The sequence below is a fragment of the Salipiger sp. PrR003 genome (assembly GCF_010500785.1).
GTDB lineage: Bacteria > Pseudomonadota > Alphaproteobacteria > Rhodobacterales > Rhodobacteraceae > Salipiger > Salipiger pacificus_A.
Genome location: NZ_JAAGOV010000060.1, coordinates 1 through 17,236 on the forward strand (window position 1 = coordinate 1; position 17,236 = coordinate 17,236).

Here is a 17,236-nt window from a genome sequence, read left to right on the forward strand (position 1 = left end):
TCCTGCCGGGATCGCCAGACGTTCATTTTTCTGCCTTCTTTTCAAGTGTTTGCGTGCTCGACTTGTCCAACCTTGCCGGAAGGTTAGACAACTTTTCTTGCGGGAGGAGCCGGAGCGCGTCCGCGACCATGGTCACGCGGTTCGCCTCAGCGACGTACCGGCGGGCTTCATGGGGTGAGCTATGCCCGAGGAAGGCCATCACCTGCCATTCCGTGGCCCCGCGCTCGGCGAGCCTGGTGGCTCCGTGCTTGCGGAGGCCGTGGATGGAGCACCACGCTGGGAGCCCAGCAGCGGCGATGCAGTCACGGAACCAGTTGCCGAAGCTGGAGATGGCGTATGGCTTTCCGTCGGGCTTGGTCACGAAGACCTCGCCCCACTGCTGCTTGCGGCCCAGCTCGGCCGCGAGGTCAGGCAGCAGCGCAAGCGGAAGCTCGACCCGCCCACCGGTCTTGCCCCTCGAATAGACGATGGCCCCGCCGCGCACGTTCGCGGCACCCATGCGAGCGACATCCTGACGAGCAGCCCCGGTCCCCAACGCTATTTCAAACGCGAGGCGGGCCATGGTGCCGGTCTTATGGTGATCCCTGAACTGAGATACCTCATCGGGCGTCCATGTGTGGAAGCCCTTGCTCGTGGCCTTTTCGCGCGCCACCGCGCTGGTGGGCGACAGCCCGTCGAAGCCGTGTGATCGTTTGGCGAACAGGTAGATTTCCGAGAGCTCTTTGTGGAGCCTGTTCGCTGCCTGAGGACCGCCCTTCATTTCCATGAGCTTGACGACGTGGTGGGGCCTGAGATCAGCGATCTGGAAACGACCGATCTTTTCACGGATCCAGTCCAACCGGCCTCGCTTGGCGGTGCGGGTGGATTCTCGCAAGCCCTCCCGCCAATGACGCGAGCGCATCATCTCCTCGACCACGTAGTTGAAAGTGCCAGGCGGGCTCTTGGTGCGGTCTTTCCCCGTGTCGTTGATGGCGATCTCATACGCGGCTTTGAACGCATCCGAGCCATATGGCCCGGGGAGATATGTATCGATCTTGCGACCGTTTATTGTGCGGCGGAGGCGCCACCGAACCTTTCCGTGGCGGTCTTCATGTCGGTTCACGCCGCGGAATTTCTTGCCCTTCTTCATCACTCGATCCCCAGAGCCTTATCGATGGCAGAGACGCTCTGCTTCCCGTCGCTTTCTGCGCACCGGATGATGATCTTGCCTTCTCGGTCGATCTCGACCCCGACAACGGGCAGCCCGGCGGCGGTGACGCCACGAGCTGCTCGGGTGACGTCTGACTGTTTGAAGGTGGCGGGTCTGTTGGCCATGTTAGTGTTTCCGTTCTGTTCAATCAGTCACGTGTTCCGGGATCGTTAAGAGGGGGTTAACGAAACCCCCTTCTTTGAATCGTCAGGCGTTGCTCTCTGAGTAAGCCCGATCGAGTACCTCTTGGGGGTGGATGCCGATAGAGCCGCATACGCGATCAAAGACATCGAGCGCGTCGATCACGGTGAAACCCTCCGGGCGCCCCAACGATTGACGGATATGAGGAAGGATGTCTTCCGAGGGCTTGTACAAGAACACACCAGCCCGTTCACCATTGAAGGCCAGAAGCGTCCGCCCGTGCTCCACCGCGAAGGGCAGGGAAGGGTCGCGAGCGGGCGTTCCGGGCAACGCCCCATTGCCTGCATGTGCGTATGACTGAGCCGCGCGGAAGGCCGTCTGTACGTCATTGACGCCGGCCTTCACGATGGCGGCGGCCATCGCAACCTCATTCAGCGTGAACCAGGTGAAAGAGCGATATCGTCCGGGCGTGCCCCCGCCTTTAATGGGGTCTGGACCGATGAGGACACCTCGATTGAGCCAATTCTGAAATGCGCCCATGGCGATGCCCGCAGCCTTTACGACCTCTCCAGAGGTGAACTGCCGTTGATTGATGTTGTCCATGTCATGCCTCAAGTTATCATTTGATAACCTTGCGCTCGATAGGTTTAGATATCAAGCGATAACTGCTCACCTCGGAGAAAACTCCCGAATACCAGTTCTTCAGGTGTCGTTGGGAAGCGGCGCCCCACCTGTGGCAGCCTTGGTGTTTCTTTCACCCAGGGTCCCAAACGCGAGGTCGCGCAGATAGTGCCCGTCGATGACTTCTTCTGTTCTGCGCTGGTAGGAGACCTTCACCCCCGAATAGTCAAAGAACAGATGTTCACCACCATTCCGCTCAAGAAAATTGAGCGTTGCGTCCTCGCCGGTGAGGTCGAGTGAAAGCGAAATCTCTTCCTCCAAGCGCCCGGCACGAATTTCCTCGCAAATGCGCTCAAGGCATTCGATCAATGTCTTGCCCTTCATTTCCATGAAAGGCTCGCCACGACCGCTGACACAAGGCATCGCCGCCCAGACTTGGGCGACAGAAGGAGTGTCTGCGATGGGATGACGTCCACGGCCGACAGTTGCGAGCATGAGGATGAGCTCTTCCCTCAAGGTAGGAGTAGGGATTGCTCGACCTGTCCCAATTTGACGCAAGCCCTTTTCTGCAAGAGCCCTGTCGATGAGGGAGAGCGTCTTGTGTTGCTCCCCGAGGCGTCCCGCTCTGTCCGAAAGATAGTTAGTTGCGCGCATTTTGCTTACTCCACTTGTTTGTGTGATTTTTTCTCACACAAATCTCTTTCGGTCAACTTGCTTGCGTAAAAGTCATGCAAATTATGGATTGAGCATCAATGCAGAGCTTCCTCCTCGCACAACGTGGTTGGAGGCATCGGCGCGCCGTCGGTCGCGAAGGCCCAGATCGCTCGGGCCATGCGTGCTGGCAAGGCGTTGAACTGGTCCTCGTAATTCTCACTGCCCTTGAGCGCAGCTGGCCCGAGATGAACCCACATGAGGTGCGCTACGGCGGCGAGCCCCTCTTTCGAGGTAGGGACCGTGTCCAGCATGCGGTCTTCTGCCGCGAACTCCCGTTCATCGGCGTCTAAGCTTTCGGGCGAGTCAAAGTCCTCGTTGCCGGGGACCATACTTGCCCGACGCCAATCTTCGCGGGCCGCCAGCCAAGCGCGATAGTGGGGAAGGATGGGGTCTTCAGTGGTCCTGGAAAGGGTGGGGGTCAGCAGGGCAGGTCCAGCAGCAGCCAGGCAGAATGCGCGACGATCGATCATGCGATGCCCTCCTCTGCAGTGATTGCGATGCGATCCTTCATGAACTCCGCGAGAAGTCTCAGGCCCTCTTCGTGCCCCTGATAGACATAGTCACCATCAGAATCTTCGATTATGAACGCCAGCAGGGCTGCGGCTCCTGAAAAGGTACGGGGCCTTGTTTCAAGGACCCGTCGCCTCAACTCGTCCCTATGCCGCCAGATCGCTTCGCTCGCCGGTGTATCTTCATCCGCCCGGTTGAATTCGGAACGCCAGGCTTTGGATGCATGACGCCAACGCACGAGCAAATCCGCATGAGGGTCAACGATGATGGAGCCGGCAAGGCCGCCCGCGACGGTGGCGAGCGTTGCTCCCTTGCAAAAATCACGACGTGTGGTTACGTTCATAGGGAATTCCTATCTTTGTGGGTGGGTTTCAAAAGGGTCACGGGCTGTTTGCCGACGCCGTGACCCTTTACTTTTGTGGTGTAGCCTCATCGGGCAGGGCCTCCCTCAAAATTTTCAAGACATGAGCGTTGAACGAGATACCCGCTCTTATTGCTTGGATCTTCATTTCGTCACGCAAGTCGCGAGGCATGCGAAGAGTAGCCCCGACGATCTCGTTGCCGGATTGTGGTTGGACGTTAGCCGACACGTCTCTCTCCTGTGTGCAATCAATATGATTACCATGCATACTGATTGCATTGACTGTCAACACACAAAATCAGATTGATTGCACAAAAAAGGGGTCAGGATGCCTACGGAACGCTCTCAACTGCCGACAGTTCAAATCGCCCTCAGGATCACCGCAGGGCTGCGGAACCGCATCAAGGCTGCCGCAGCTGAGAACAACCGCTCCGTGAATAGCGAGCTAGTCGCTACGCTCGAAGAAAAGTACCCTGCGCCCGCAAAGCCTACCAACGACATGGAGCGTCTCAAGCTGCTGATTGAAATGGTAGACGATGCCATGGACTCCGACCGCCTGACTCCTGACTTAAAGCGCGCGCACCTCCGCGCTTCAAAGCTTGTGATGCAAGAGATTGTAGAGCGCATGGACGCTTCAGATGTCGAAAAGGCGCTCGACGGTTGGGAGATGCCGCCGAACTTCGATTTGTTCGATGACACGTGAAAGCCCGCACGTGGCGCCTGCCGTTCTGTGACATTCTGTGACCGTCACAGAACGTCACAGTTGGATCACAGAATATTCCGGAAGATCACAGTTCACACCAGGTTCAATGCTGCTTTCTCGCCGTTTCCGTTCCCGCTGAAAGGAAAGGAAAAGAGAAGACACGAGAAGAAATGATAGTTGCGTCCCCCCATTACTCCTGGCTTAGGTATCGCGGATGTTGGGTGAAGAAAGATATTTATTGAAATCGATCCGCGTTACCTAACTCAATATTTTTGTTACTTGGTTACCCAAATCTCTTTCGAAGAGATCAACCCAGCGCGAGATCGAGTGTCGATGCCGTGAGCTTCTGCGAAGAAACCTGCGGGAGCACCTTCACTCCTTCTGGAGCAGACGATCTTCGATAGGCCTTGGACATCCAGACCTCATCCAAGGCTACGATGGCATCAACGTGGTGAGGATCTAGTGGCACACGCATGAGGCGCGACCAGGCTTCGATTTCCGGATAGCTGATCGGGTTTGGCCCGGAGGGGCCACACGAACGCGCACGGGAAAGCCCCATGAACGCGTTCCAGATCGGTGACGAGCCTTCCGGCTGACGAACAGATTCACCCTCGAGTTGGGCAGCGAGAGCAGCGCAGAGCTTTTCCGCCAAACGTCCCCTCATGGCAAAATCTCAAGTTCGGCCGAGACCTCGAAGAACGATGCGACCAGGCCTATCGAGTATGTGCCGACAAACCTGAAGGTTTTCGAGGTCTCGGAAATCGGATCAACCGCTTCGAATTTCAGGGCGCCGTCAGCGAGGTCAGTGGAGAAGAATTGCTCGAACGTCTGCAACTGCGCCTTGGAGATCAGCGGCATCTTTGCCGTCATCCTCTGGACGCTTGCGGTTGTTCGACGACGCACGTGATCTGGTCCTACGGACATTTGGGAGCGAATTACACCGCCGGTGGGTCCGGAGCGCGTGAAACCCTCTGCATCTCTGAAAAACGGGAGGTTGGCGGGCCAAATTTTCATCACTAGTATCCTCTTGGTCTACCACGTAGGCCATATGCATGGCCCATTGTGCGATCTGCTTTTCCGCTGGCGAAATAGTCATCGATGGTCCGCTCGATCATCACGCGGATATCCACACTTCCATCACCTCTACGGCGAACTTCGGCGTTGGTGCCCGGCTCTCTCTGGACCGTGACAGGCACGTTAACCACGGGTGCTGGGGCTGCGACCGGCGCTGCGGATTGACGGAGCGCTGCCTGTGCCTGCGGCACGTTGAGGACACCGCCTGACCTGGACGGCACGAAGACTTCGGAATTCGCCGTGCGCTCATTCACCAGGTAAGCGCTGCCAGCTCGCACCGGGCCGCCCGTGGCCCGGCCGCCGGAAAGGATTGTACCGATTGCTGAGAAGATGCTGCTGCCGGAGCCTCCGCCGTCAGCCAGGTTCAGAAACGATGAACGAAGTTGGGCTCGGAGAAGTTCTTGGACCAGTCCCTTCAAAGCATCCTCGGCGCTCATGGAGCCATCGAGGATGCCGGAAAAGAAGTCGGCCATGCGATCCGCCCCGAGTTCGGCGCTTTGCTGCACCTCCCTCAGCCTGTCTGCGGCCGCTTCCGCTGCGCTGCCAGCCGTCGCATATCCACTCGCGAGCTCTTCGATCTGAGCGCGAAGTTCTGGCGTCAGGTTCAAGCCGGCGCTCTGCGCATCGTACAGAAGCTCGGCTTTCTTCCTCGCGTACTCGACGGCTGTGCCCATCTCCCGCCCGCCTTCGGCCACAGCCAGAAGCGCGACAGACTCGGCTTCGAGTTGGGCGATCGCGGCTCGCGTCCTTTCGACCTCTTTCTCGAAGTCGCTGCGCTTGTCCCCACCGCCCCCACCGCCCCCGCTGGTTGCGTTGGTCGACCGCGGAGAGGTGTCGGGCCCGAAGTTCACCGAAGGCATCTGGGGGCGAGGCGACGAGCCTGGTGCCAGTCCAGATGGAGGCAACGAAACGTCAAGCGGGCCGGACGGAATCTGATCCATTCCCGGCCCCGCCGCGCCGAGCCCTGCCGCGTCCCTGATGCGATTTCCCATCTCGACAGCAAGGCGAGCGACTTCGCTGATCATCGATCCGAGGCGGCTGACCTCGGATATGGCGTTGGAGAAATCCACCTTGTCCGCTTCACTGAGCTCATCGAAGGCCGCGCTGGCATTGGTCTGGATCGTCGACAGCTGGTCACCGAAGGCCTCGCCATCGATAGTGCCGTCCTTGAACTGGTCCGAGAGATTGCGCATCTCGGTGGCGCTGTCCGCAAGTGTGGCCGCGACTTCCTCGTAACCCCACGCGCGCGCCAGGTTGGCGGCCTGCGTCAGCGCATTGGCCGTCCTGTCGGCGTCCTCAGCGAGGCCCACGTACTGCTCGCGCAGCTCGCCGATATCCACGGCTGCCGCATCCACCGCATCCCGGTTATCTTCCAGCGCTTCGAAGGCCTCATCCCCGAGCACAGCCCGGCCTTGCCCCTCGTTCGGGAATAGCTCGTCGAGCTTGGCGCGCAGGTCCACGGCCTCCACAGCGGCGTCGGCGAATTCAACCGCGACCCGCTTGCCGAAGGAGCTGACGCGCGTTGCAAGATCGTTGAACCGCCGGTCGATGTCTTGCGCCTTCTCGATCATTTCCGCATCGAGAACCGCCCCAACCTCATGGGCGCGCTGCATGGTCTGCCGCAGCCCCTCGTCGCCCTGCTCAAGCAGTTCCACGAAGCGCTCCCCGGCGGTGCCGCCGAACACCTCGTCTGCCACTCGAATTTGCGCGGCGCGGTCGAGGTCTTCCATTCGGTTGACGATATCGAGGAACAGTTCTTCCGGTTCCTCGAGACGGCGCTTCAGGTCGGTTGCGCTGTAGCCTAGGCGGCGGAAGGCCTCTTCGCCCGGGCCAGCCCCCGTGGTGATCCACTCGTCGGCCCGCAGTTGCAGCTCCTTGAAACCGTCGATCATCGCGTCGATCTCGATGCGGTTCTGGTCTCCGACGAATTTCAGTTCCTGGAACGCTTTTAGACTGAGGCCAGCGCGCTTGGCTTCCCTGTCGATATCGGCGATGCCGCGAACCGCCCGCGCCGCCCCGGTGGTGATGGCTGCGATGCCGGTCGCCAGCGCACCCGCGAGGAAGGCTCTTCCAAACGCGCCAATCTGCGTCGAGGTCGAGGCCAACGCCTGGTTGATCCGGCTGGTCGAGCGCAGCATGTCGCGCTCCATGGCGGTGGTCGCAGTTTGCGAGCCGCGGCGAAGCGAGGAGTAGGACTGCGTTCCCCGGCGTTCTGCCTTCTGCATGTTTTTTTCGAAGTCGCGAATGCGCGCCTCGAGCGCGACGACAAGGCGTTCTTCATCCATCTGCGCGGCCCTTACGTTGTCCAGAGTTCATCGGTGAACCAGTCGGCCGAGCTGGTGAAGTGATCCTCGGCCGCCGCGCAGCGCGCTACGGCCATGGCGCAGGCCACCGCGCCGTCGATCTTGTTGCCACTCTTGCCCTTGTGGAACGATCGGTTTCCGGCTGCATCGACATGAAGCTGAATGTTGCCAAAGTTCCAGCGCAGCACCGGGTGGCCGGCGTGTTTGAATCGACCGCCGAGAATTGCCCGCTCAAGTTCTTTGACCGCGGGTGCCATCGTTACCCAACCTTGACGGAACTCGACAGCGGGCAGGCCGTCATCGACGAGATCGGCCATCATTGCGCGCCCATAGGTCGGGTCGAAGGCGATCTCGCGAACGTTGAAGCGGGCGCAAAGCTCGCGGATGTGCTCCTCTACCGCGCGCAGGTCAACGGTGTTGCCCGGCGTTGGGATGATGTAGCCATCCTCCGCCCAAGAGACATAGTCGACGCCGTGTGCCTCACCTCGGGCGCGCAGGTTGTCTTCTGGGCAGAAGAAGTAGGGAACCACCTGGTAGCCATCCTCACCGTCCGGCCAGCAGGCCACCACCACGGTAAGGTCTTCGTTCTTCGAGAGGTCGACGCCGAGGTAGCATGGTTCCTGGACCATCTCCATCTCTTCCGGGTCCACGTCGTGCGCACCCTGATCGTAGACGTGCATTTCAACGAATGGGGAGGTGGTCTGATCAAGCCAGCGGTTGAGGTTGAACTGAAGGAAGCTGTCCCGTTCGAACGGCGAATGCTCGGCCTTGCGAGCCTTATCACGAAACGCCGGCAGGTCCGGATAGCCGTGGGCAAGGCCGGGGTTCACCGCATGCCAAAGTGCCTCATCCGTCCAATCGTCTTCGGGCTCGGCCATGAAAATGACAGGCAGGGTGGCCGGGTCATCAATCTCACCCTTCTGAACCTTGATGGCGTACTCGACGGTTTGCCACGCGAGGTTCTCTTGCCCGCGGCCCGAGGTGCTGGCAACGATCATCAGTGTGCCGGGCACCTTTACGAGCGCCGAGTCGAGCGCCTCCCATTGGCGCAGGCCTGCGCGCCCCTCCCAGGCATGAAGCTCGTCGGCAATGACGACGTTGGGCGTTTTGCCATGCTGAACCTTGCCGTCGGAAGCCACGGCGATGTATCTGGTCTGCCGCTTCTTGCAGGAAATACGCGACTGATACTCACGCACGCTGAGATGCTTTTCCAGCCGGCGGTCGAAGCGAATGATCATGGCGGCTTCGTTGTAGAGCTCGAGCGCCTGTTCGTGTGCGGATGCCGCCGACACCACGAGGCCTCCAGGCTCGCTCTCCGGCCCCATCACATGCAGCAGCGTGATCGCGGCGGAGAGGCTGGTCTTCCGGTTTCCCCTGGGCAGCAACAGCACGACGCGACGAACGACGCGGCTCCCATCTTCGTTCCGAGGTCCGTAGATGCGCCGGACCACGTTCTCCTGCCATGCGTCGAGTTCGAACGGATGTCCGGGTGCCGGGTTCTTTGGGTGCTTGAGCATCCGAAGCCATTGCACGGCACGCTCTCCCCGCCCAAGGGGATCGGGAATCTCGTCGGGGTTATCGATCCACGAGGGGACAAGCATCGATTACCCCCCGGTCCAACCGAACAGATCGTCATCGTCGTCATCGTCGTCAACGGTCGGGCGCGACCTGGAAACCGGAGTCGCCCCAAGCTCGGCGGCGTAGAGGCGCGATTGGGTCATCGCCTCTGCACGAATACTCACCGCCGGATTCTTGCGGATCGATGTGAGGACCGAGACGCCTTCCTTGTCTATCTTGAAGACCTTCTGCACGGCGCCCACGCGCTGAATCTCACGATCCATTTCACGGACCGTGCCGATGGCCATGCAATAGTTCTCGATGCATCCAACATCCGCTTCCGTGAGGATCTTGCGCTTCGCGAGAATTGGCACGATCCTATTCCACTCCGCGCGCGCATCTGCGCTGAGGTAGTCCGGCGCCGGGCGATCCGCCAAAGGCTCGCGCTCGACCCTGATATGCGGCTTCACTCCCCTCATGGCGAAATCTCCCTACAGCGAATTTCGAGCCCCTTGCGGCGCCCAATTGGAACAATGCGGTCAATGTCGAAGGCGTTGCCGTCGAAGCTCACGCGGTCCTCGTCGGTGAGGCTAGGCAGGAAGCGAGTACGGAAGACGATTGTAGCGACAGTGGTGTCGCCTGCATTTCGAAGGAACTCTTCGGCCTGCTGCTCAACGAGCTCGGCGCGCAGGGTCGCAACCGGCGCCCAGGTCGTGACCGGCGTGCCCGCGGGACTGATGGTCGCCGTGGCGCGCTCGATCGAGATCACGTGGACCATCTTCCCGGCCTTCATGCGCTCACCTCCTCTGCCAGCACTTCCACGGTCAGGACGCCATGCGAGCTCTCGCCGTCCGGGTCCGACAGGGCACGCACGCTGGACACGCGCCAATCGACGCAGTGGTAGTCGGTGCCAAGGTCGAGGCGGGCCGAACGGATGGCGGCGCGCATCGCCGCCATGATCTGCTTGATGCCCTCCCGCGATGGCTCTGTCTTCCAGACGTGGAGGGTGTGCACGATGCGCTCCCGCGTCCGGGCAATGCTGTCACCCTCGTCGATGACCTGCACCTCCCCGAGGATGATGCTAGGGCGCGGAGCCGGCGTCGAATTGCGATCGAGGATGCTGGACGCGGGCACGAGCCCGGTCACGGCCGGAGAGGCCACGAGGCGCGCGCGCAGGGCGATCTGGACGGGGAGGTCAGCTGACATCACTTGGCCCCCCTGATGGCCTTGGAGATCGCGCGCTTGATTCGGTTCTGAGCTTTCTTTCGCGCGAGCCTGTAGCCCGGCCAGAAGAACGGCTGCGCCGCCGTGTGGGTGGTGCCGTATTCGACGAGATGAGGGTATCGGACATCGGAGTTGCCAGCGGTAATCGCTACCTGGTTCTCCGGCACCACCTGCCCGCCGCCCGGTTGGGAATAGGGAGGCGTGGATTGCCCCGGAAGCGTTACCGCGATTGAACCGATCAGGTCACCTTCATCCTCAGGCGCGAGGGCTTCGATGGCATCCGCGATCTCATAGCCTCCCGCCGTCAGCGCGGGGGTGACAGCCTCACGAGCCGCTGCGGGGATCGCCCGAAGACGTGCCTGAAACTTCGAGAGACCGCCATCATCAGCCATCAGAAGGTGAACTCCCGGTACTCGGTCACGATCTCCTTCACACCGAAAGGTACCTCTCGGGCAGCTTCCGCCGCGGCTTCTCGCTGTTCGTACCACCAGGCAGCAAGCTGACTGACCGCCTCGACCAGAACCGGTGGTACTGGCTCTTGATCCTCACCCCCGAAATTTTCCTCGATCTTGAAGCCGAGAAGACGTTCGACATGGTTCTGTGCCGCTTCGAGCTTGCGCTGAAGCAGTGCGTTGTCCACGTCTCCGATATCATCGGTGAAGCTGAGTTGCTCTTTGAGCTGAACGAGGGTGAGGATGGCCATGGATTAGACGCCCTCGGCGGCGTTGACACGCACGACGTTGGAGTTGATCCACAGCGACATATTCAACTTCATGACGGAGTTGGCGGTGTCATACGCTTCCGTCGCACTGGCAATCTTCGCGATGAAATACCGCTCGCTCGGCGTGCCGCCCGACGGGGCGTCGTCCAGCTGAATCTTGAAGGCGAAGTCGTCGTCGGTCTTTTCGGCTGCGATCACAGCGGCCTGACCGGCATCTTCGTAATTGATTGCGGCAATCACTTCCATCGGCGGAGCGACGCGAGTGCCCTTCAGGCGCTTCGTCCGCTTTTCACCAATGATGTCTTGGGTGATCTCGTTTGCACTGTCACCGAGTGATCCGAGAGCTTCGAGCTCTTTGATCTCGGTCCACGTCTGGCCGTCGAAATCGGTCAAAACGAAGTCCTCTGACTTCATCGGCTGTACGCCACCGATGAAAAGCTTCGCGCCTGCGGTGGAAAAAATCGGCATGTCTAAGTCCTCGGGTTGCTGCGCCGTTCCTCACGTTGCTTGGCGCTTGAGTGGCAGGTGGTGCAGAGCGGCTGCCAGTTGGTTTTGTCCCAGAAGAGACGCTGGTCGCCGCGGTGCGGTGTCATGTGGTCGACGACAGAGGCCCGGTCGCCGCAGCGTCGACAAAATGGATGCTGACGTAGGAACTGGGCGCGAGCCCGATCCCACGAGCCTGTGTAGCCTCGGGCACTGGAACTGAGGCGCTTGCGATCGAACTTCGCCTTGCGCTCCGCGTCACGGTCACGCTGACAGGGGCATCGTTGGCCACCTGGTACGAGCTTTCCGCAGCCGCAGACCTTGGGAGGCTTACCGGGCACTGTCGCCCCCGTGGATAACGGACGGGGCGATTCGCCCCGTCCTTCGACCACGCTGCCCTTGACCATACGATGTCAGTACACGGGGCGTGTAGGAGAGCAGCTTCTCGCTTTTGGGCCGGTCGTGAAGGCCCTCAAAGGAGGTCGCCCCGCGATTCATTGTCAGGCCACCGGCGCGTCGTGCGGGTGGCCCTTCACGATCACCGCGCCGCCGGCAATCGAGGTGCCGCCGTTCTTGGTGAGGACCGCGCGGATGTACCGCTTGTTGCCGATGTAGCCCTGCTTGTAGACGCTGTCGGCCTCGAGCGTGGCCGGGAGACTGCCCACCAGGTGCTCCGCCGCCACGTCGGTAAAGTCGCCCGAGGTGGTGGTGTCGCTCTCCTGCAGCTTGGCGGTGAAGTCGCCGGCCGAAACGATGGCCCCGGTATTGAGCACCAGCGCCGCGGCCTCGAAGCCGAGAAGGTCGATGGCGGCCGAGGTGGCCGTTGCGGAGAGGACCGCAGGCGCCACGGCCTGAACCACTCCGATGTTGGGTGCGATGTCACGCATGGGTTCTCTCCTTAGCTGGTGGACATCTTGAGCTTGCGGAAGCGCTCGGCCTGGAGCACGCGGCCGCCGACACGGCGGGTGGCGTGGATCCGGGTCAGACCCTTGGTCGCGAGCAGATACGGGTTGACGAGGATCGACATCGCGAGCCGGTCCACGATCCGGTAGGCAGAGAAGTCGCCGTAGAGGATCGGGAAGGCACCAGCACCGACATCGGGCATGTCCACGGCCTCGATGACCGGACGGCCGAGGATGGTTTCCGGCTGACCAGCTTGGAAGCTGGGCTGCCAGAGGAAGCGCCCATCGCCATCCTTGAGGGTCCGGATGACGCCGAGCGTGGTGCCGTTCATCATCCACGTGCCGCTGTTCCGGTAGGCCGCCGGCAAGTTGTACATCATCTTCACCATCGCGTCGGGCGACACGGCGGTGGTCGAACCGTTCACCCACTCGGCAATGCCGGTATGGGTCATCAGGCCCTCGGGCTGGCCTGCGCCGGTCCCGTTGACGAAGGCGGCGCCTTCCTTCTTGCCGACGTCCTCTGCCAGCGCGAGGCGCACTTCGGCCTCGGCCGTGCCGCCACTGTCGGCGAGCAGCTCGTTGGAGATGTCGACGTAGGTCATCAGCTTGCGCGCCGGAACTTCCAGCTGGCCGAAGGTGACGGTCGATTCCTGCGCCTCTTCGGCTTCGCCTTCCCACTGGGCGTTCGTGCCCGAGGTGCGCTTCGGGTATTTCACCGACGGGCTCGAAATGCCGCGCACGCTCGCCACCGAGCGGATCGGAGAGTATTCGACCAGGTCGCGGATGAACTCGGTGCTCATCTCGGCCGGCGCCAGGTAGCCGCCCTGTTCGTCATTCGCGACGGTCAGGGCTTTGCGGTCCTCGTCCGGAACGGCATCGCCGCGGCGAAGGTACGTGCCGAAGGCCTTCTTCTCGACGGCGGCGGCCTCGTCGGGATCGTCCTCGCCCTCGCCCTTGGCGCGGTTGGACTTGGCCTCAATCTTGTCGAGGCGGTCGGACAGCTTCTTGCGATCCGCATCCTGGTCGTCAAAGCGCTTGTTCACGGTTTCGGTGAGATCGCCGATGGCCTTGGTGACGATGTCGTTCGGATCGTCCTCGCCGCCTTCCTTAAGGGTGAGATCGGCGGGGGAGAGCGCCGTGCTGCCACGCAGCCCGGTCTTCATCAGGTGTCGCATTTCAGGTCCTTTTTGCGAGCTGCGCCGAAGCGCGTTGCAGTTGGGCGGCGAGGGTCAGCGCCCTCACAGCAGTCTTTGTCGAGGTGACACGGGCACCCGGGTGCATCGGGATCGTCACGAGGCTGGCCTCGAGGAGTTCGAGGTCGGTGATCGTTCGGCCGCCACGCGCCCGGCGCATGGCCTTTTTCGTGCGAAAGCCGATCGAGATACCCCGCACGGCGCCGGCCTGGACGAGGGCGCGCACCTCGCGGGCGCGAACAACGTCCGAGACCAGCAGTCGGCCTTTCAGGTGGAGCCCGTCTTCGCGGTCATCGGCGGATTCCCAGACCCCCACCGGCTCTTTCTGGTCGTGGGCGAAGAGCATCGGGATCGGCAGGGAAGCACTCGCAAAGGCACCTTTCTGGATCCAGTCGCCAACCCGGTCGCCTTGGCCATAGGGCCATGCGAGCCCCTCGATGCTGCCATCATCGGCGGCGTCAAACTTGGTTTCGAGGAAGACGCGATCCATCAGCCAGCCCTCCGGAACGCAGCGCGATCAGACGCGAAGGCATCCACCTGCGCCTGCACCCATGCGGCGGCTTTCAGGAGGCGGACGATATTGGCGTGGGTGAACGGGACCGGATGACCGTCCTCGCTGATCTCCCAAGCCATGACGCAGCGGGCGAGGCTGTCCAGGCGGGCGCGCTCTCGCGCTTCGGCGGTCACGCGGCCTTCGGTGTCCGCAACCTCGGAGAGGTCATCCGCCAACCGTAGCCGAGCGCGATTCTGGACTTCACTGTCGGGGCCCGCGACCTTGAGGCGGATGCCGGTTGCCTGATGGGTCACGGGGTCGAGGAGCTCGAACCAGATGCCGCGGTCCTGATCGGCGGAGAAGGCGCGGATGTCCTCAAGCTGCATCGGGGTCTTCCTTGTCTTCGGGGGCACCAGGCGCGGGTACCTGGGTCTCGGTGATGTTGGGATTGAGGAACTCGTCCCCGCCTTCGCGCGGCGTCAGCCCGATCCACTGGCGCCCTTCGTTCGGGTTGATCGTCCGGGAGGAAATCAGCGAGTTGATCACCGTGGCGCGCGTCGAGAGATCGGCCCGGGTGAGGTCATCGCGATCGAACCGCACAGCATGGGTTCCACGCTCTTCGTCGGTGAAGAGGGCGCGGCGCAGCGCCCCCTCGGTGGCACGCAGCCAAGGCTCCAGCGTGTAGCTCAGGAACTCGCGGCCCATCTGCTCGGTGTTCGACCAGGTCGCCCGGTCGTGGTCGAAGAGCATCGAGGGCGGGACGCGGAACGCGCGCGCGATTTCGAGGATCTGGAACTTGCGGTTCTCGAGGAACTGGGCGTCGGTCGAGTTGAAGGTGAAGGGTTTGAACTCGGCACCGTCGTACAGAATCGCAGTCTGGCCGTTCGCGTCGCTGCCCTCATGGGTCGCCTTCCACGCCGTTCGGGCAGCCTTCACGGAAGCTTCGCCCATGCCCTTCGGGAACATCAGCGCGCCAGACGGGCGGGCGCCTCTGCCGAAGAGTTTGGCAGCGTGGCTGTCGAGTGCGATGGCGACGCCGATGGCTTCGCGAGCCAGTGACAGCGGCGAGCGCCCGAAGGGGCTCCGAAGGTGGATCATATCCGAGGCCGGTACACGGCGCCCGTCGATCTTGTAGCTCGGCTCGCCCGTGGTTTGATCAAACTGGACATCGATCACGCCCCGGCGATAGCGGATGATCTCCGCGATGCGGCCATCCGCAAGGCGGTTGACGTAGGCCATGCCGCCCTTGTCGTCAGAGAGGGCGTCAATGACGAGGTCTCGGATGAACGAGAAACCGTCGGTCCAGTCGTTCGCCTGGTCGCGCAGCAGCGGCAGCGCCTGGTGGCCAGCATCCTGCACCTCGGTGCCATCGGCCTCAATGCGCTTGATGCTCACGTCGAGTGTCGCGACGGCCTCCGAAATAACCCGGATCGCCGAGCCGACGGCGGGAACGCGGAGGGCGGCATCGGGCGTGACCGGCGTGCCGGTGGACGCCGTCGGTGTGATGCCGAAAAGGGCGTAGAGGTCATCGCCGGGTTCGGCGAGGCCCTTGGTTTCGATCTGAGGTTTGCGTTTGAACAGCCACATGCCCGCAGACTCGGCGGAAACCTCTGCGCTGCCTAGCTGGCAGAACCTAGCAAATCGTGGGTTTTCGTGGGTTTTCCGGGAAGAGCCCTCATCAAAAATCCCTATTTCGGGCAAATATCGCGCGAGCCTCCCCGCGCCGGTCCCCATGGCACCCTGAAAGTTCAGGACCACCCCCGGGGTGCTCGGCGCCGGGCCGGCGGATGCGCCTGCGAGCTGCTGAACCATCATCGACCGAGCCCTACTTCGCCGCGCTGCGCTGCGATCGGCGGAAGCTCTCGCCGTGCAACCAGGCATCAAGCTCGGAGCGGAAGGCGAAGTAGCTGCCAGCGCCGATCGGTCGATAGATCGGAACGCTCGGCTCGCGGGCCAGCCTTCGGGCCTTGTCGACCGAGACGTTGAGCGCGCGGGCGATGGCCTCGAGGCCCCAGAGCTTCTCGGCTCCAGCCACCAGCGCGTCGAAGCGCCACCGGTCGAGCGGCGGGGTGTCGTTGGGCTTGCTGTCTGCCATCGTCACACCCCGATCCGGCGCAGCTCGGCTTCCGACACCAGACGTCGGCTGAGCATCTCGGTCGCCATCTTGGCGCTGATCGCAGAGGGCGCGACGTAGACGCCTGCGCTGATCTTCTTCGCCCAGAAGGCCGCAAGGTCGCCACTGGCACAGGGCTGGCCCTGCTTGCCGCCCTCGGCCTCCCGGTGATCCTCCCAGCGGTCGTCTCGGAGCCAGTTGTCGGCATAGGCGACGTACTGTCGGGCATTGCCCTTGTTCTCAGCCCGATACGCCTCGGCTGCCGCAGCGATGCGGTTGGGGTCTTCTCCCGACCTCACGGCTTGGTCGAAGAGATCACGGCAAGCGTCCTTCGAGCGGGGTCGAGGATGAGCGTCCCAGAACCTCTCAAACGCCGCGTCGGTCTCTCGCTGAGCCTCTGCGTCGACACACACAAGGTTAAAGGATGGTTCTAGGATGGTTTGTGTCCGGCTCCCGGACGGGTCATGTCCGGCTGCCGGACAGGTGGTGTCCGGCTCCCGGACGGGTCCGGCTGTCGGACGGGTCCGGCTCCCGGACGGGTCATTGGGCTTGTCCTTGACGTTCGGCAGCCGGTCGAGGGCCTCCAAATCGATGTCATATTCGACGGTCACGCCATTCGGATGGCGGCGGTCGCCGACCACGATGAGGAGCCCTTCCTCCACCAGCTCGTTGATATTGGCGATGACCGTCGAGCGGGAAATCTCCAGCTCAGCCGAGATGGTACCCTTCGAGGAGAAGATGCCGCGACCGTCGTCGCTGGCCTTGTCGGCGAAGTAGAGCATGATGCTCTTGCGCACAGCAGAGCCGAGAACCTTCTTCACCACGGATACGCTGACACGGTTGCTCATGCCCTTGCCCCCCCGATTTTTAGGGTGGACAAACGGGAAAATTCGCCAATGTTTTCAATGCCCGCCTCAAGCCGGGTAAGGCAAGG

26 protein-coding genes are annotated in these 17,236 nt (G+C 62.0%); 1 reads left to right on the forward strand and 25 read right to left on the reverse strand.

Going from position 1 to position 17,236, the window contains the following annotated elements; genetic code table 11:
* Positions 1-22: 22 nt before the first annotated feature.
* The 7 genes from G0D83_RS21615 to G0D83_RS32830 form a co-directional block, all read right to left on the reverse strand.
* Positions 23-1,129: a tyrosine-type recombinase/integrase gene (locus tag G0D83_RS21615; RefSeq protein WP_164196762.1), complete on the reverse strand. Its 1,107-nt coding sequence runs from the start codon at positions 1,127-1,129 to the stop codon at positions 23-25.
* Positions 1,129-1,314 (reverse strand): hypothetical protein, encoded by a 186-nt coding sequence (locus tag G0D83_RS21620; RefSeq protein WP_164196761.1) that lies wholly within the window; start codon positions 1,312-1,314, stop codon positions 1,129-1,131. The genes G0D83_RS21615 and G0D83_RS21620 overlap by 1 nt, the downstream gene beginning before the upstream one ends.
* A gap of 82 nt (positions 1,315-1,396) precedes the next feature.
* Positions 1,397-1,933, reverse strand: coding sequence for a hypothetical protein (locus tag G0D83_RS21625; RefSeq protein WP_164196763.1), 537 nt, complete (start codon positions 1,931-1,933; stop codon positions 1,397-1,399).
* A 99-nt stretch (positions 1,934-2,032) separates the two neighbouring features.
* Positions 2,033-2,446, reverse strand: coding sequence for a hypothetical protein (locus G0D83_RS21630; RefSeq protein ID WP_164196764.1), 414 nt, complete (start codon positions 2,444-2,446; stop codon positions 2,033-2,035).
* Between the two features lie 254 nt (positions 2,447-2,700).
* Positions 2,701-3,135 carry a hypothetical protein gene (locus tag G0D83_RS21635; protein WP_164196765.1) on the reverse strand — a complete coding sequence of 145 codons (435 nt, stop codon included), beginning with the start codon at positions 3,133-3,135 and terminating at the stop codon, positions 2,701-2,703.
* Positions 3,132-3,518 carry a twin-arginine translocation signal domain-containing protein gene (locus G0D83_RS21640; protein WP_164196766.1) on the reverse strand — a complete coding sequence of 129 codons (387 nt, stop codon included), beginning with the start codon at positions 3,516-3,518 and terminating at the stop codon, positions 3,132-3,134. The genes G0D83_RS21635 and G0D83_RS21640 overlap by 4 nt, the downstream gene beginning before the upstream one ends.
* 67 nt (positions 3,519-3,585) lie before the next feature.
* On the reverse strand, positions 3,586-3,804 hold the full coding sequence (locus tag G0D83_RS32830) for an Arc family DNA-binding protein (RefSeq protein WP_370457295.1): 219 nt from the start codon (positions 3,802-3,804) through the stop codon (positions 3,586-3,588).
* Between the two features lie 60 nt (positions 3,805-3,864).
* Between G0D83_RS32830 and G0D83_RS21650 the strand changes: the two genes are divergently transcribed.
* Entirely contained in the window at positions 3,865-4,239 is a 375-nt protein-coding gene (locus tag G0D83_RS21650; RefSeq protein WP_164196768.1) for an Arc family DNA-binding protein, read from the forward strand.
* A gap of 307 nt (positions 4,240-4,546) precedes the next feature.
* Here G0D83_RS21650 and G0D83_RS21655 read toward each other — a convergent pair whose 3' ends face one another.
* The 18 genes from G0D83_RS21655 to G0D83_RS21740 form a co-directional block, all read right to left on the reverse strand.
* Complete coding sequence (locus G0D83_RS21655) at positions 4,547-4,903, reverse strand: hypothetical protein (protein ID WP_164196769.1); 357 nt, start codon at positions 4,901-4,903, stop codon at positions 4,547-4,549.
* A complete protein-coding gene (locus tag G0D83_RS21660; protein WP_164196770.1) occupies positions 4,900-5,097 on the reverse strand; it encodes a hypothetical protein in 198 nt (65 codons plus the stop codon). Before G0D83_RS21660 ends, G0D83_RS21655 begins: the two co-directional genes overlap by 4 nt.
* A 158-nt stretch (positions 5,098-5,255) precedes the next feature.
* Complete coding sequence (locus G0D83_RS21665) at positions 5,256-7,598, reverse strand: hypothetical protein (protein WP_164196771.1); 2,343 nt, start codon at positions 7,596-7,598, stop codon at positions 5,256-5,258.
* Positions 7,599-7,609: 11 nt separating this feature from the next.
* Positions 7,610-9,217 (reverse strand): terminase large subunit, encoded by a 1,608-nt coding sequence (locus tag G0D83_RS21670; protein WP_164196772.1) that lies wholly within the window; start codon positions 9,215-9,217, stop codon positions 7,610-7,612.
* A 3-nt stretch (positions 9,218-9,220) separates the two neighbouring features.
* Complete coding sequence (locus G0D83_RS21675) at positions 9,221-9,652, reverse strand: phage terminase small subunit P27 family (protein WP_164196773.1); 432 nt, start codon at positions 9,650-9,652, stop codon at positions 9,221-9,223.
* The gene (locus G0D83_RS21680; protein WP_164196774.1) at positions 9,649-9,966 is read right to left on the reverse strand and encodes a phage head closure protein; all 318 of its coding nucleotides are present in this window, start codon (positions 9,964-9,966) and stop codon (positions 9,649-9,651) included. Before G0D83_RS21680 ends, G0D83_RS21675 begins: the two co-directional genes overlap by 4 nt.
* Entirely contained in the window at positions 9,963-10,379 is a 417-nt protein-coding gene (locus G0D83_RS21685; RefSeq protein WP_164196775.1) for a DUF3168 domain-containing protein, read from the reverse strand. The genes G0D83_RS21680 and G0D83_RS21685 overlap by 4 nt, the downstream gene beginning before the upstream one ends.
* On the reverse strand, positions 10,379-10,789 hold the full coding sequence (locus G0D83_RS21690) for an HK97-gp10 family putative phage morphogenesis protein (protein WP_164196776.1): 411 nt from the start codon (positions 10,787-10,789) through the stop codon (positions 10,379-10,381). The genes G0D83_RS21685 and G0D83_RS21690 overlap by 1 nt, the downstream gene beginning before the upstream one ends.
* Positions 10,789-11,100, reverse strand: coding sequence for a head-tail connector protein (locus G0D83_RS21695; protein WP_164196777.1), 312 nt, complete (start codon positions 11,098-11,100; stop codon positions 10,789-10,791). Before G0D83_RS21695 ends, G0D83_RS21690 begins: the two co-directional genes overlap by 1 nt.
* Positions 11,101-11,103: 3 nt before the next feature.
* Positions 11,104-11,586, reverse strand: a complete 483-nt coding sequence (locus tag G0D83_RS21700) for a hypothetical protein (RefSeq protein ID WP_164196778.1) — start codon at positions 11,584-11,586, stop codon at positions 11,104-11,106.
* A gap of 2 nt (positions 11,587-11,588) precedes the next feature.
* Entirely contained in the window at positions 11,589-11,942 is a 354-nt protein-coding gene (locus tag G0D83_RS21705) for an HNH endonuclease signature motif containing protein (RefSeq protein WP_164196779.1), read from the reverse strand.
* A gap of 159 nt (positions 11,943-12,101) precedes the next feature.
* Positions 12,102-12,488 carry a hypothetical protein gene (locus tag G0D83_RS21710; RefSeq protein WP_164196780.1) on the reverse strand — a complete coding sequence of 129 codons (387 nt, stop codon included), beginning with the start codon at positions 12,486-12,488 and terminating at the stop codon, positions 12,102-12,104.
* Between the two features lie 11 nt (positions 12,489-12,499).
* Positions 12,500-13,678, reverse strand: coding sequence for a phage major capsid protein (locus G0D83_RS21715; protein ID WP_164196781.1), 1,179 nt, complete (start codon positions 13,676-13,678; stop codon positions 12,500-12,502).
* Position 13,679: 1 nt separating this feature from the next.
* Positions 13,680-14,186 (reverse strand): HK97 family phage prohead protease, encoded by a 507-nt coding sequence (locus G0D83_RS21720; protein ID WP_164196782.1) that lies wholly within the window; start codon positions 14,184-14,186, stop codon positions 13,680-13,682.
* Positions 14,186-14,575, reverse strand: a complete 390-nt coding sequence (locus tag G0D83_RS21725) for a hypothetical protein (protein WP_164196783.1) — start codon at positions 14,573-14,575, stop codon at positions 14,186-14,188. The genes G0D83_RS21720 and G0D83_RS21725 overlap by 1 nt, the downstream gene beginning before the upstream one ends.
* Positions 14,565-15,776, reverse strand: a complete 1,212-nt coding sequence (locus G0D83_RS21730; protein ID WP_164196784.1) for a phage portal protein — start codon at positions 15,774-15,776, stop codon at positions 14,565-14,567. Before G0D83_RS21730 ends, G0D83_RS21725 begins: the two co-directional genes overlap by 11 nt.
* A gap of 238 nt (positions 15,777-16,014) precedes the next feature.
* Positions 16,015-16,284, reverse strand: coding sequence for a DNA-binding protein (locus G0D83_RS21735; RefSeq protein WP_164196785.1), 270 nt, complete (start codon positions 16,282-16,284; stop codon positions 16,015-16,017).
* A gap of 2 nt (positions 16,285-16,286) precedes the next feature.
* A complete protein-coding gene (locus tag G0D83_RS21740; RefSeq protein WP_164196786.1) occupies positions 16,287-17,150 on the reverse strand; it encodes a helix-turn-helix domain-containing protein in 864 nt (287 codons plus the stop codon).
* Positions 17,151-17,236: the final 86 nt, after the last annotated feature.

What these genes read in the sequence shown, in the direction of transcription:
- G0D83_RS21615 (WP_164196762.1), bottom strand. Translation starts at nt 1,129, where the DNA reads ATGAAGAAGGGCAAGAAATTCCGCGGCGTGAACCGACATGAAGACCGC.
- G0D83_RS21620 (WP_164196761.1), bottom strand. Translation starts at nt 1,314, where the DNA reads ATGGCCAACAGACCCGCCACCTTCAAACAGTCAGACGTCACCCGAGCA.
- G0D83_RS21665 (WP_164196771.1), bottom strand. Translation starts at nt 7,598, where the DNA reads ATGGATGAAGAACGCCTTGTCGTCGCGCTCGAGGCGCGCATTCGCGAC.
- G0D83_RS21715 (WP_164196781.1), bottom strand. Translation starts at nt 13,678, where the DNA reads ATGCGACACCTGATGAAGACCGGGCTGCGTGGCAGCACGGCGCTCTCC.
- G0D83_RS21690 (WP_164196776.1), bottom strand. Translation starts at nt 10,789, where the DNA reads ATGGCTGATGATGGCGGTCTCTCGAAGTTTCAGGCACGTCTTCGGGCG.
- G0D83_RS21710 (WP_164196780.1), bottom strand. Translation starts at nt 12,488, where the DNA reads ATGCGTGACATCGCACCCAACATCGGAGTGGTTCAGGCCGTGGCGCCT.
- G0D83_RS21700 (WP_164196778.1), bottom strand. Translation starts at nt 11,586, where the DNA reads ATGCCGATTTTTTCCACCGCAGGCGCGAAGCTTTTCATCGGTGGCGTA.
- G0D83_RS32830 (WP_370457295.1), bottom strand. Translation starts at nt 3,804, where the DNA reads ATGCATGGTAATCATATTGATTGCACACAGGAGAGAGACGTGTCGGCT.
- G0D83_RS21640 (WP_164196766.1), bottom strand. Translation starts at nt 3,518, where the DNA reads ATGAACGTAACCACACGTCGTGATTTTTGCAAGGGAGCAACGCTCGCC.
- G0D83_RS21725 (WP_164196783.1), bottom strand. Translation starts at nt 14,575, where the DNA reads ATGCAGCTTGAGGACATCCGCGCCTTCTCCGCCGATCAGGACCGCGGC.
- G0D83_RS21670 (WP_164196772.1), bottom strand. Translation starts at nt 9,217, where the DNA reads ATGCTTGTCCCCTCGTGGATCGATAACCCCGACGAGATTCCCGATCCC.
- G0D83_RS21655 (WP_164196769.1), bottom strand. Translation starts at nt 4,903, where the DNA reads ATGAGGGGACGTTTGGCGGAAAAGCTCTGCGCTGCTCTCGCTGCCCAA.
- G0D83_RS21720 (WP_164196782.1), bottom strand. Translation starts at nt 14,186, where the DNA reads ATGGATCGCGTCTTCCTCGAAACCAAGTTTGACGCCGCCGATGATGGC.
- G0D83_RS21680 (WP_164196774.1), bottom strand. Translation starts at nt 9,966, where the DNA reads ATGAAGGCCGGGAAGATGGTCCACGTGATCTCGATCGAGCGCGCCACG.
- G0D83_RS21730 (WP_164196784.1), bottom strand. Translation starts at nt 15,776, where the DNA reads ATGTGGCTGTTCAAACGCAAACCTCAGATCGAAACCAAGGGCCTCGCC.
- G0D83_RS21685 (WP_164196775.1), bottom strand. Translation starts at nt 10,379, where the DNA reads ATGTCAGCTGACCTCCCCGTCCAGATCGCCCTGCGCGCGCGCCTCGTG.
- G0D83_RS21630 (WP_164196764.1), bottom strand. Translation starts at nt 2,446, where the DNA reads ATGCTCGCAACTGTCGGCCGTGGACGTCATCCCATCGCAGACACTCCT.
- G0D83_RS21675 (WP_164196773.1), bottom strand. Translation starts at nt 9,652, where the DNA reads ATGAGGGGAGTGAAGCCGCATATCAGGGTCGAGCGCGAGCCTTTGGCG.
- G0D83_RS21740 (WP_164196786.1), bottom strand. Translation starts at nt 17,150, where the DNA reads ATGAGCAACCGTGTCAGCGTATCCGTGGTGAAGAAGGTTCTCGGCTCT.
- G0D83_RS21635 (WP_164196765.1), bottom strand. Translation starts at nt 3,135, where the DNA reads ATGATCGATCGTCGCGCATTCTGCCTGGCTGCTGCTGGACCTGCCCTG.
- G0D83_RS21735 (WP_164196785.1), bottom strand. Translation starts at nt 16,284, where the DNA reads ATGGCAGACAGCAAGCCCAACGACACCCCGCCGCTCGACCGGTGGCGC.
- G0D83_RS21625 (WP_164196763.1), bottom strand. Translation starts at nt 1,933, where the DNA reads ATGGACAACATCAATCAACGGCAGTTCACCTCTGGAGAGGTCGTAAAG.
- G0D83_RS21650 (WP_164196768.1), top strand. Translation starts at nt 3,865, where the DNA reads ATGCCTACGGAACGCTCTCAACTGCCGACAGTTCAAATCGCCCTCAGG.
- G0D83_RS21695 (WP_164196777.1), bottom strand. Translation starts at nt 11,100, where the DNA reads ATGGCCATCCTCACCCTCGTTCAGCTCAAAGAGCAACTCAGCTTCACC.
- G0D83_RS21660 (WP_164196770.1), bottom strand. Translation starts at nt 5,097, where the DNA reads ATGCCGCTGATCTCCAAGGCGCAGTTGCAGACGTTCGAGCAATTCTTC.